This window comes from Streptomyces sp. NPDC015131 (assembly GCF_043079975.1).
Lineage (GTDB): Bacteria > Actinomycetota > Actinomycetes > Streptomycetales > Streptomycetaceae > Streptomyces.
Genome location: NZ_JBIBVB010000002.1, coordinates 879,791 through 891,878, shown reverse-complemented (window position 1 = coordinate 891,878; position 12,088 = coordinate 879,791). Strand labels below are relative to the sequence as shown.

At 71.5% G+C, this 12,088-nt stretch carries 9 protein-coding genes; 5 read left to right on the top strand and 4 right to left on the bottom strand.

Annotated elements, in window-relative coordinates; all coding sequences use genetic code 11:
- The first annotated feature begins 364 nt into the window (after nucleotides 1-364).
- From ACF08D_RS09680 to galE, 5 genes are all read left to right on the top strand, one after another.
- Complete coding sequence (locus ACF08D_RS09680) at nucleotides 365-1,486, top strand: DegT/DnrJ/EryC1/StrS family aminotransferase (protein ID WP_392222009.1); 1,122 nt, start codon at nucleotides 365-367, stop codon at nucleotides 1,484-1,486.
- Entirely contained in the window at nucleotides 1,483-2,496 is a 1,014-nt protein-coding gene (locus ACF08D_RS09675; protein WP_392222008.1) for a Gfo/Idh/MocA family protein, read from the top strand. Before ACF08D_RS09680 ends, ACF08D_RS09675 begins: the two co-directional genes overlap by 4 nt.
- Nucleotides 2,493-4,121: a glycosyltransferase family 2 protein gene (locus ACF08D_RS09670; RefSeq protein ID WP_392222007.1), complete on the top strand. Its 1,629-nt coding sequence runs from the start codon at nucleotides 2,493-2,495 to the stop codon at nucleotides 4,119-4,121. Before ACF08D_RS09675 ends, ACF08D_RS09670 begins: the two co-directional genes overlap by 4 nt.
- Nucleotides 4,118-5,401 (top strand): nucleotide sugar dehydrogenase, encoded by a 1,284-nt coding sequence (locus tag ACF08D_RS09665; protein WP_392222006.1) that lies wholly within the window; start codon nucleotides 4,118-4,120, stop codon nucleotides 5,399-5,401. The genes ACF08D_RS09670 and ACF08D_RS09665 overlap by 4 nt, the downstream gene beginning before the upstream one ends.
- Nucleotides 5,402-5,482: 81 nt before the next feature.
- Nucleotides 5,483-6,451, top strand: coding sequence for a UDP-glucose 4-epimerase GalE (gene galE / locus ACF08D_RS09660; RefSeq protein WP_392222005.1), 969 nt, complete (start codon nucleotides 5,483-5,485; stop codon nucleotides 6,449-6,451).
- Between the two features lie 97 nt (nucleotides 6,452-6,548).
- On the opposite strand, the gene ACF08D_RS09655 is transcribed toward galE, so the two are convergent.
- From ACF08D_RS09655 to ACF08D_RS09640, 4 genes are all read right to left on the bottom strand, one after another.
- The gene (locus ACF08D_RS09655; RefSeq protein WP_392222004.1) at nucleotides 6,549-8,681 is read right to left on the bottom strand and encodes a glycosyltransferase family 1 protein; all 2,133 of its coding nucleotides are present in this window, start codon (nucleotides 8,679-8,681) and stop codon (nucleotides 6,549-6,551) included.
- The gene (locus ACF08D_RS09650; protein WP_392222348.1) at nucleotides 8,678-10,045 is read right to left on the bottom strand and encodes a glycosyltransferase; all 1,368 of its coding nucleotides are present in this window, start codon (nucleotides 10,043-10,045) and stop codon (nucleotides 8,678-8,680) included. Before ACF08D_RS09650 ends, ACF08D_RS09655 begins: the two co-directional genes overlap by 4 nt.
- Nucleotides 10,046-10,157: 112 nt before the next feature.
- Nucleotides 10,158-11,261: a non-hydrolyzing UDP-N-acetylglucosamine 2-epimerase gene (wecB, locus tag ACF08D_RS09645; protein ID WP_392222003.1), complete on the bottom strand. Its 1,104-nt coding sequence runs from the start codon at nucleotides 11,259-11,261 to the stop codon at nucleotides 10,158-10,160.
- Nucleotides 11,262-11,562: 301 nt separating this feature from the next.
- On the bottom strand, nucleotides 11,563-11,946 hold the full coding sequence (locus tag ACF08D_RS09640) for an NTP pyrophosphohydrolase (RefSeq protein ID WP_392222002.1): 384 nt from the start codon (nucleotides 11,944-11,946) through the stop codon (nucleotides 11,563-11,565).
- Between the last annotated feature and the right edge of the window lie 142 nt (nucleotides 11,947-12,088).

The window sequence follows — 12,088 nt, the reverse complement described above, 5'->3', positions numbered from 1 at the left end:
CGGCGAACGGCGGCCGGCAGGCCGCCGAACCGCTGGTGAGCATCGAGCGAACGTCCGCGTTCCGCCCCGTATTACCCTCGAGGCGGAACCCCGGATTTGTTTCGGAATCGATGCCTCCAGCGGTTAACGGCCCCGAAATTGACCAGGAAATTCCTGATAATGTGACGCCGGTCGCTGCCGTGGGCGGGCCCCGCCCGAAGACTACGGCCGGTGACCGACCCGGTTCCGGGACAGACCGGTCCCAGCATTCCTCGGTAGGGCGTCGGCATCGCGCCGGAGGGGTAAGCGCGGCCTAGTGAGCCTCCGCGGGCACCCTTCAGACCTCTGCCACAAAGAGCTCTTGCGGTGTTCAAGGAGGACGTCCATGCCGAGCATCAACGAGCAGCCCATCCCCGCTGCCCGCCCGGTCATCGGTGAAGAAGAGATCGAGGCCGCCGTACGCGTACTGCGCACCGGCCGCGTCGTACAGGGCCCCGAGGTGGCCGCCTTCGAGGAGGGATTCTCCGAGCTGGTCGAGGGCCGTCACTGCGTGGCCGTCAACTCCGGTACCTCGGCGCTGCACCTCCTTCTGATGGCGTTGAACATCGGCCCCGGCGACGAGGTGATCGTCCCGTCCTTCTCGTTCGCCGCCTCGGCGAACGCGGTCCGCCTCGTCGGCGCCGACGTGGTCTTCGCCGACATCGAGGCCGACAGCTTCAACATCGACCCGGCCGCCGTCGAGGCCGCGATCACCCCGCGCACCGCCGCGATCATGCCGGTGCACATCTACGGCAACCCGGCCGCCATGGACAAGATCATGGCCATCGCCGAGAAGCACAAGCTCGCGGTCGTCGAGGACGCCTGCCAGGCCCACGCCGCCGCCCTGCACGGCACCCCCGTCGGCGCCTTCGGCTCGGGCGGCACGTTCAGCTTCTACCCGACGAAGAACATGCACAGCCTCGAGGGCGGCATGATCTCCACCGGCGACGCCGAGATCGCCCGCACCCTGCGCCTGCTGCGCAACCAGGGCATGGAGCAGCGGTACGCCAACGAGATCGTCGGCGCCAACATGCGCATGACCGACGTGGCCGCCGCCGTCGGCCGCGTCCAGCTCTCCAAGCTGCACGGCTGGACCGAGACGCGCATCGCCAACGCCGCGTACCTCAGCGAGCACATCACCGCGCCGGGCATCGTGACGCCGATCGTCGCCGAGGGCGCGCGCCACATCTACCACCAGTACACGATCCGGGTGCGGGGCGGTGACCGCGACGCCGCGATGGCGAAGCTCACCGAGGCGGGCGTCGGCAACGCCGTCTACTACCCGACCCCGATCCACCGCCTGAAGCCGTACTGGGAGCCGGACCAGAAGGCCGGCCGCACCTGGGACCTGCCCGAGACGGAGAAGGCCGCCGCCGAGGTCGTCTCACTGCCGGTGCACCCCTCGCTGACCCAGAACGACCTTGAGCGCATCGTCACCGCCGTGAACGCGCTGGGAGAGAACCTGTGACTGCTGCTGGACTGCGGGCCGGCCTGATCGGCCTCGGCTCGATGGGACGCCACCACGCCCGCGTACTGGCCGGGCTGGAGGGCGTGACCCTCGTCGGTGTCGTCGACCCGATGGGCGACAAGAACGGCTGGGCCCAGGGCGCCCCCGTGCTCGCCACCGTCGAGGAACTGATCGCGCTCGGCATCGACTACGCCGTCGTGGCCTGCCCCACCGCGCTGCACGAGGAGGTCGGTCTGAAGCTGGCCGACGCCGGGGTGCACGCGCTGATCGAGAAGCCGGTCGCCGACACCGTCGAGGGCGCCCGCCGCCTGGTCGAGGCGTTCGAGACGAAGGGCCTGGTGGCCGGCGTCGGCCACATCGAGCGCTGCAACCCCGCGCTGCGGTCGCTCCGTTCCCGCCTGGAGTCCGGCGAGCTGGGCGACGTCTACCAGGTCGTCACCCGCCGCCAGGGTCCCTTCCCGCACCGCATCGCGGACGTTGGCGTGGTCAAGGACCTCGCCACCCACGACATCGACCTCACCGGCTGGGTCACCGGCCGGCAGTACACGTCGATCGCCGCGCACACGGTGTCCAAGTCGGGCCGCCCGCACGAGGACATGGTCTCGGCCGTCGGCCAGCTCTCCGACGGCACGATGGTCAACCACCTCGTCAACTGGCTGAGCCCGCTGAAGGAGCGCTTCACCTCGGTCACCGGTGAGAAGGGCTGCTTCATCGCCGACACCCTCACCGCCGACCTGACGTTCTACTCCAACGCCGCCGTCGCCACCGAGTGGGAGGCCCTGCGCGCCTTCCGCGGCGTCTCCGAGGGCGACATGATCCGCTACGCCATCCCGAAGCGCGAGCCGCTGCTCGTGGAGCACGAGCTGTTCCGGGACGCGGTCCTCGGCAAGGGCGACGACATCTGCACCCTGCGCCAGGGTCTGCGTACGGTGGAGGTCGCCGCGGCCGTCATCGACTCCGCCGTCCGCGGTGTCACCGTGCGGCTCGCCCCGGAGGACGTGGCCAGTTGACCACACCCGATGTCACCGTCGTGGTAGCCGTGTACAACACGATGCCGTACCTCACCGAGTGCCTGAACTCGCTGGTGGGGCAGAGCATCGGGCTGGACCGGCTCGAGGTCGTGGCCGTCGACGACGGCTCGACCGACGACAGTGGCCGGGAACTGGACCGCTTCGCGGAGACGTACCCGAACACTGTCAAGGTGATCCATCAGGCCAACTCCGGTGGCCCGGCCGCCCCGAGCAACCGGGCCCTGGAGCTGGCCACCGGTCGTTACGTCTACTTCATCGGCTCCGACGACCACCTGGGCAAGGAGGCCCTGGAGCGGATGGTGGCCTGTGCCGACAAGCACGGCTCCGACGTCGTCGTCGGCAAGATGGTGGGCACCAACGGCCGTTACGTCCACCAGGCGCTCTACAAGAAGAGCGACCCGGACGTCTCGCTGTACGACTCGGCCCTGCCGTTCACGCTGGCCAACACCAAGCTCTTCCGCCGTGAACTGGTGGAGAAGCACAAGCTGCGCTTCCCCGAGGACCTGCCGGTCGGCTCCGACCAGCCGTTCACCATCGAGGCGTGCGTACGGGCCGCGAAGATCTCCGTCCTCGCGGACTACACGTACTACTACGCGGTCAAGCGCGGGGACGCCAGCAACATCACCTACCGGGCCAACCACCTGGCCCGGCTCCGCTGCACCGAGCGGATCATGCACTTCACGGCCTCGCTCGTCGAGCCGGGCCCGCGCCGCGACGCCGTCCTGAAGCGCCACTTCACCTGGGAGCTGGCCAAGCTGATCCAGGACGACTTCCCGGCGCTGGACGCGGTGACCCGTACCGAGGTGTGCGCGGGCATCGCGGCGCTGGCCGACGCGTACTTCACCGACGAGCTGCGCGACGCGATGGACGTCAAGCGGCGGCTGCGGATCTGCCTGGCGCAGCGCGGTGAGGTCGACGCCCTCGTCCGGGCCATCGAGGAGGAGGCCGAGCACGGCTCGCCGCCGCTGCTGCTGGAGGACGGGCGGGCGTTCGTCCGCTACCCCGGCTTCCGCGACCCGGCCGTCGGGCTGCCCGACCGGGCGTACGAGATCATCGGCGAGGCGGTGCCCGCCCGGCTGGCCGAGGTCACCTCGCTGGTGTCGGCCGAGTGGGAGCAGGACGGCGACGACATGGCCGTCGCCCTCGCCGTGCGGCTCGGGCTGACCGGCGAGACCGGCTCCGCCGTGGTGAGGCTCGCCACCAGGGCCATGCCCAAGAGCGCCGACAAGCCCGGCGCCCGCAGGCTCCCCGTGGGCCACGAACTCCCCGCGACGGTGGGCGAGTTCACCCGAAAGCCGACCGAGGACGGCGAGGGCACCCTGCTCACCGCCCGTATCCCGGTCAAGCCGAAGAGCGCCAAGCTCGGTGTGCGCGTGTACGCCGACGTGGCAGGCTCGGTGTACGAGGTCCCCGTGCCGGTCCGCGGCCGGCCGCTGCCCCTGGCCCGGCGCTGGCGGGAGAGGATCCCGTACCGGATCTCCGCCAACGCCAACCCCAAGGGGCGGCTGGTGATCACCACGGCCCCGCTCTGGGAGCCGAGGCTCGGCGTGGGCAAGCGACTGCGTCAACTGATGTCCCGTGTGAAGAGGAAACTGACCCGATGAATATCTGTGTAGTCGCGCTCGGCAAGATCGGCCTGCCGCTCGCCGTGCAGTTCGCCGCCAAGGGCCACAAGGTCATCGGCGCCGACGTCAACGAGAAGGTCGTCGAGCTGGTCAACGCCGGCACCGAGCCCTTCCCGGGCGAGCACGACCTGGACCGGCTGCTGAAGCAGACCGTCGACGCCGGCCTGCTGTCCGCGACCACCGACACCGCCGCCGCCGTCGCCCAGTCCGAGGCCGTCGTGGTCGTCGTCCCGCTCTTCGTGGACGCCGAGGGCACCCCCGACTTCGGCTGGATGGACGCCGCGACCAAGGCCATCGCCAAGGGTCTCAAGCCGGGCACCCTCGTCTCCTACGAGACCACCCTCCCCGTCGGCACCACCCGCACCCGCTGGGCGCCGATGCTGGAGGAGGGCTCCGGCCTCACCGCCGGCACCGACTTCCACCTGGTCTTCTCCCCGGAGCGGGTCCTCACCGGCCGGGTCTTCGCCGACCTGCGCCGCTACCCCAAGCTCGTCGGCGGCATCGACGAGGCGTCCGCCAAGCACGGCGTCGAGTTCTACGAGCAGGTCCTCGACTTCGACGAGCGCGACGACCTGCCCCGCGCCAACGGCGTGTGGGACCTGGGCACCGCCGAGGCCAGCGAGCTCGCCAAGCTCGCCGAGACCACCTACCGTGACGTCAACATCGGCCTGGCCAACCAGTTCGCCCGGTTCGCCGACCAGCAGAACATCGACGTCCTCAAGGTCATCGAGGCCTGCAACTCGCAGCCCTACAGCCACATCCACCAGCCCGGCATCGCCGTCGGCGGCCACTGCATCCCGATCTACCCGCGGATGTACCTGTGGAACGACCCGGAGGCCACCGTCGTGCGTTCGGCCCGCGAGGCCAACGCCGCGATGCCCGAGTACGCCGTGGACCTGCTGGCCGCCGCCTACGGCGACCTCAAGGACGTCAACGTGCTCGTGCTGGGCGCCGCCTACCGCGGCGGCGTCAAGGAGACCGCGTTCTCCGGTGTCTTCGGCACCGTCGAGGCCCTCAAGGCCCGCGGCGCCGTGCCGTACGTCTCCGACCCGATGTACACCGCCGAGGAGCTCGCCGCGCACGGCCTCACCCCCCACCAGGGGGAGAAGGTCACCGCCGCGATCCTCCAGGCCGACCACGCCGAGTACAAGGAGCTGGCCGCCTCCGACCTGCCGGACGTCACCGTCCTGGTCGACGGCCGCCGCACCACGGACCCCGCCCGCTGGGAGGGTGTCCGCCGCGTCGTCATCGGCGGCTGAGCCCCCCGCACCGGCACGATCCGACCCTGGCCCTGCCCCGCACACCCCGCGGGGCGGGGCCGACGCGCAGAAGGTTTCCCCATGACCTGGTTGATTACTGGCGGCGCCGGATTCATCGGCTCCCACGTGGTGAAGGCGATGGCCGAGGGCGGCGAGCGGATCGTCGTCCTCGACGACCTGAGCACCGGCCGCGCCGAGCGGCTCCCCGAGGGCGTCCCCCTGGAGATCGGCACCGTCCTCGACCGCGGCACCGTCGACCGGGTGCTCGCCGAGCACGCCGTCACCGGCGTCGTCCACATCGCCGGCAAGAAGCAGGTGGCCGAGTCGGTCGCCAAGCCCCTGCACTACTACCGCGAGAACGTCGAGGGCCTGCGCACGCTCCTGGAGGCCGCCACCGGGGCCGGCGTCACCCGGTTCCTGTTCTCCTCCTCCGCCGCCGTGTACGGCATGCCGGACGTGGACCTGGTCACCGAGGCCACCCCGTGCGCGCCGATCAACCCGTACGGCGAGACCAAGCTGGCCGGCGAGTGGCTGGTCGCGGCGACCGGGCGGACGCACGGCATGGCCACCGCCTCGCTGCGGTACTTCAACGTGGCGGGCGCCGCCACGCCCGAACTGGGCGACGACGGCGTCTTCAACCTCGTACCGATGGTCTTCGAACGCCTCACGGCCGGGGAGCAGCCGAGGATCTTCGGCGACGACTACCCGACCCCGGACGGCACCTGTGTCCGCGACTACATCCACGTCGAGGACATCGCCTCCGCGCACGTCGCCGCCGCCCGCCGGCTGGCGGCCGACCCCGGGGCCTCGCTGGTGCTGAACATCGGGCGGAGCGAGGGCGTGTCCGTGTCGGAGATGATCGGCGTCATCCAGGACGTCACCGGCCGCCACGACATCAAGCCCCTGGTCACCGGGCGCCGCCCCGGCGACCCGGCGCGGGTGGTGGCCTCCGGCGACCTGATCGCCCAGGAGCTGGGCTGGAGCGCCCGGTACGGGGTGCGCGAGATGGTCGAGTCCGCCTGGGCGGGCTGGCGGCTGCGCCACCCGTAGGCACGGCGGCGTACGGCGAAGGGCCCCGGGATCGCTCCCGGGGCCCTTCGCCGTGTCCGCGCTCGGGCCTGCTCCCCGCCGGGGAACAGGCTCCGGCCTACTCCTCGCCGAGGAACAGCTGGTCGAACGCCTTGCTGACGACCGGCCAGTCCCACGTCGACAGGGCGTACTCGGACGCCAGCTTCCCGGCGTTCTGCCACGCCTCCTCGGTCGCCGTCGTCTCCAGGATCCGCTGCGCGGCCTCCTCCGTGGAGCCGACGACCCAGCCCTCCGGGTACAGCGTGCGGGCGCTGTTCGGCTTGCCCGCGTAGAACGGCCAGTCACGGGCGACCGGGACGGCGGCGCTCGCCGCGCCCTCCATCAGGCCCACGTGGCAGCCCTCGCGCACCGACGAGGAGAGGATCACACCGATGTCGGCGAGCGCCGACGGCACGTCGTCCGTCGGGCCGAGCTTCAGCACCACGCCCTCCTCGATGAGCGGGGCGATCTCCTTGTCGAACTGGCGCCGGTAGTCGCGGGTCGCGCGGCTGGTCTTCGGGTTCATGTCGCCGCCCACCAGCAGCAGCCGGTACCGGTCGTCCTTCTCCCGGAGCCGGCGCAGCACGTCCACCGCCCACATCGGGTCCTTGGCGACCTGGCTGATGCCCACCAGGCCCAGGTGGAAGCGGGCCTCCGGGGGCTTCGGCCGGGCGAAGCCCGAGAGGTCCATGGCGTTGTCGATCAGGTGCGCGCGCGGCGCGGAGTCCCCGCGCAGCATCGGCACCAGGGACTCGACCAGGTCCTTCACATGCGGGGCGACGTAGATCAGGTCGTCGATCCGCGAGAAGTCCGTCATGTGCGGCCAGCGCGTGAACGCCTCGTAGCTGTGCAGGCGCACCACGATCCGGGTGTCGCCCGGGTCGATCGTCGTCAGCATCGCCGCCGGGCCCACCGACCAGTCCAGGAAGACGGTGTCCGCCCAGTCCAGGTACGGCCGCATCAGCCGCTCGACCTCTTCCTGGTAGGTGCTGGTGCCGCCGGCGAGGCGGTCCTCCAGCACCCGGCGGCCCGCCCACGCGATCCGCTTGAGGGCCTTCTGCGCGGCCAGGTCCAGGTAGCGCAGCTCCACGCCCTGGTGGTTGCCGTAGCGGTCCAGGATGTGGTGCAGGAAGTTGTCGTTGGCGCTGGTGGTGACCAGCAGCCGCAGCGGCCGGTCCGTGGGCGCCGGGGCCGCCGGGGTCTTCCGCCCCTGCGGACGCTTCATGACGTCCATGACCTTGGAGCGGTACAGCGGCTCGACGAAGCCCTGGGCGTCCTTGGCGAGCGGCGAGGACAGCTGGTCGATGTGCAGCACCCGGTGGAAGCCCAGGAACAGCGCCCGGTCCAGCGCGTACGACGCCTTCTCGTGGTCGCCGCGGGCGAACTGGGCGTCGGCGTGGGCGAGCTGGGCCGCCACCGCCTTGTCCAGGTCCCGCGGGTTGAGCCCCTTGCCCAGCTCCTTCATCACGGCCTCGTCCAGCAGCTGCGCCTTCAGCCCCAGGTCGGGGATCTTCGACGCGGCGGCGGCGAGCGCCAGGGCGGCACCACTGGTGCGGCCCGCCCACTGCATGCCCTCGGCGACGTACCGCGAGGTGGCGATGCGGACCTTCGGCGGCACACCGGGCGCGGTGACGGCCGTGCGCCACATCCGGGCGCCCACCGTGGAGCGCATCACCGGGCGGGCGGTGGCGTGCCGCATCACGGTCGCGGGCAGCCCGTCCATGGAGCGGCGGACGTTCTGCTTGACGACGTCCATCGGCGGCAGGACGCCCCGGCCGGCGGTGGAGCCCTTCGCCTTGACCCGGTCGACGGCCTTGAGGGCCGGGGCCAGGCCGAAGTGGGCCTCCTCGACGCGGTAGTACTGCGCCAGGCGCCACACCGTGTAGACGGCGCCCGCGTCCAGGGCGACCAGGACGTCCGCCTTGCGGGCGAGCCGGCGCAGCGTGCTGTCCCGCTCGGCCTGCATCCACACCTTCATGCCGCCCGGCGCCATCCGCGCCTTGCGGCGCAGCGCGGTGCTGCGGAAGTTGAGGTTGCGGGGGAGCTGGTGGGTGCCGTCCAGCTCCATGGCGGCCAGTTCCTCGGCGACGGGGTCGAGGGGGAAGGTGCCGGCGAGGTGCGTCCGGGCGCCGGCGGCGCGGAACTTGCGCACCGAGTCGGCGAACACGCCCAGCTGGGGCCGGACGCTGGCGATGAACAGGACGTTGGTCACAGCGACGGTCCTCCGGCGGCGATCTCGTTCTCGGCGGGGGAAGCCGCGCCCGTACGCTCCGCCGTGAGCGCGGCGTGGTCGTCGATCAGCTGCTTCACGGCGGAGGTCATCAGGGCCTCGCGGGTGAACTGGTCGGCGTGCGCCATGGCTTCGGCGTGCACCTCGTCGCTGGTCTCCACCGCCATGTGCGCGGCCTTGACGAACGACTCGGTCAGCCCCTCCTCGTCGATGCCCACGGCACCCGTCCACAGCGGGTGGCCGCGCAGCACGTTGGAGGCGTCGTGCTCGACGACGTGCGCCGACACGATCGGCAGGCCGGTCGCCATGTACTCGTACACCTTGCCGGAGGTGACGTACCGGCCGCCGATGAGGATGAGGACCATCGCGTCCCAGCGGGCGTAGATGGACGCCACCTCGGCCTTGGCGGCGGGGCCGCCGAAACGTACGCCGTCCACCTCGGCCTGCTTGAGGACCTCGGCGTGCCGGTTGGCCTCGCGGCCGGAGCCGTTGCCGATGTGGCCGCGCACCTCGAAGGTGGCGTTGGCCAGCAGCGGCTCCCTCTCGCGGGCGGCGCGCCAGGCGTTGAGCACGGTCTCCAGGTGCGGGACCGTGAAGTTGACGGTGCCGAGGTAGCCGAAGGCCAGGCCCGCCTCCGGGTTGGCGCGGTGCGCCTTGCCGGGGGAGCTGTCGGCGTCGTAGCCGTTGCGCACGACGTGGACGCGGTCGGCGAAGTCGGGGTAGCGGGTGCGGTAGTGCTCCGCGATGGGGTCGTTGACGACCCACAGGGAGAGCGCGTTGTCGAGGATGCGCTGCTCCCAGACGCCCTCGGCGGAGTCCCGGGCGAACGCCTCGACGCCGTCGATGACGTCGATCGACCAGCCGTCGCGGAAGTCCACCGCGTACGGCACCTTCGCCTCCTCCCACAGCTTCCACGCCGCGGCGAGGTTGACGTAGGGGACGCAGCTGGCGAGCAGCAGGTCGGCCGGGTGCTCGCGGTGGATGCGGAGCACGGCCTGCTCCAGATCCTCGCGCCACTCACCGAAGTTGGGCTCGGGGAAGGGCTCCATCTGGCGGCGGCGCAGGCGCGTCACCCACCCGTTCGGGTTGAGCGCGCGGTCCTCGCCGTACAGACGGATGTCCGTCTCCAGGTCCTCGCGCACCAGCGGGAGTTCCACGATCTTGATCTTCGGGTCGACCTGCTCCAGGAGGGTGAGGTCGACTCCGGAGTCCCTTTCCCAGGACTCCTGCGCGATGGTGACGACGGTGACGTCCCAGCCCTGGTTGATGAACTGGTTCGCGGTCTCGCGCATGCGGTACGCGCAGCTCTTGGCCGCGGGCGGGAAACCGATGGCGAGGTAGATCACATGGGGCCGCTTGCCTGCCGCGGGCAGCCCGGACCTGGGAGACGCTGACATAACCGGTGACGCTAGCACGGTGACATGTACGGAAAAGTGCCTCGTGAGAGGACCTGTCCGGTCACGCGTGCCGGCTGCCTCCCTTCCACTCTTCCATGATCCGTACGACATTGCGGGCGGCCCGCCCGTCGCCATAGGGGGTGCCCGGGTCGGCCGTGGGCACCGCGCGCGTCACGGTGGCGGCCCATTCGTCGGCGGACAGCGTGTGCGGGTCGGGAACAAGGACGTTCCAGCCGGTGTCCACGGTTTCCACCCACTCCGTCTCGGGACGGATGGTGGTGGTGATGCGCTCCAGCAGGAACGCCTCCTTCTGCAGGCCGCCCGAGTCGGTGACCACACCGGCCGAGGCGAGCACCGCGGCCACCAGGCCGGCGTACGGCAGCGGACGGCCGACGTGCACGGAGCCGGTGTTCAGCTCGATGTTGTGCGCCTGGGCGCGGGACACCAGCCGCGGGTGGGCGAGCAGCGCGACGGGGACCGGCAGGCCGGCCAGCGAATCGATGATCGCGCGCAGCCGCTCGGGGTCGTCGGTGTTGTCCGGCCGGTGCAGCGTGGCCAGCAGGAACGGCTTCGACGGGTCGATGCCCTCGGGCAGCGCCGGCGCCGCGTGCTTGCCGGCCAGCACGTCGTCGCGGATCTTCAGGCAGATGTCGACCATCACGTCGCCGGCGAGCACCGCGCGGTCCTTGAGGCCCTCGTCGGCGAGGTGGCGCATGGCCTCCTCGGTCGGGGCGAGCAGGACGTCGGCGCAGTGGTCGGTGAGGACGCGGTTGTGCTCCTCGGGCATGCGCCGGTTGAACGAGCGCAGCCCCGCCTCCAGATGGGCGACCGGCAGGTGCATCTTCACGGCCGAAAGGGCCCCGGCGATGGTGGAGTTGGTGTCGCCGTACACCAGCACCCAGTCCGGCTTCTCGCGCTCCAGGACCGGGTCGAGCGCGGAGAGCACCGCGCCGGTCTGGACGCCGTGGCTGCCGGAGCCGACGCCGAGGTGGACGTCAGGGTCGGGGATGCCGAGGCCGTCGAAGAAGACGTCGGAGAGGTCGGCGTCGTAGTGCTGCCCGGTGTGCACGATGAAGTGCTCGTGCTCCGTCTCGGCGAACGCCGCCGCGATGGGGGCGAGCTTCACCAATTGGGGACGTGCGCCGACGATGCTGATGACTTTCACTGAGCACTCTTCTTCTACTGGGACAGGTCAATGAGGGAGGCGTGCCGTGCCATCGTAGGCAATGGCCGGGATGACCTGGCCCGCGGCCGGAGCAGTGGGTGCGGCGGCGGCCCGCGGCGGGCGTGGTCGGACATGGTCAGACGGCGCGTGCGCACCGGGGACGGCGCGGGATAACGATTCCGTGAACAGTTGACGAGCGGGTTGCGCGCGGGTGCGGGCGGTGCGGGGGGCGCGTTGCGCGCGGGGCGCGCGGGGGTGCGGGTTTGTGCGGGTGGTGCTTGTGGGTGGGGCGCGGTGGGGCTCACGGACGGCGCGGGTGTACGGAGCGGGGGCCCAGGCACTCGGCGCCGTGCTCCGCCACGCGCCGGCGCAGCTCCCGGTCGGCGGTCACCACCACACAGGGGCACCCCCGCGCGGCCGCCTCCGCCGCCAGCTCCACGATCCGGTCGTCCCCGCTGCCCGGCGCCTCCTCCACCCGTACCCCCGGCACCGGCTCCACGCCCCGCGCCCGCCCCTCGACCACCAGGACCACGTCCAGCGGGCCGGGCAGCCCGGCCACCCCGCCGTCCGCCACCGGCACCAGCGCGTCACGCAGCCGCTCCGCGGCCCCGCGGCGGTCCCGCCACCAGCCGTCCGGCACCGAACCGACGACGTTCGCGGCGTCCACGACCAGGAGAGTCAGCACCGTACGAGGGTCCCACGCGGGCGCGTGGTGTGCGCCTTCCGGGGGACTGGGGAAGGGGCGGCCGAATGCTATCGTCGCGCAAGCTCGGGGGAGCGTGCGCGTGAACTGTTCGTACTGTTCAGGGGAAGGTCGGCGGTGAGCC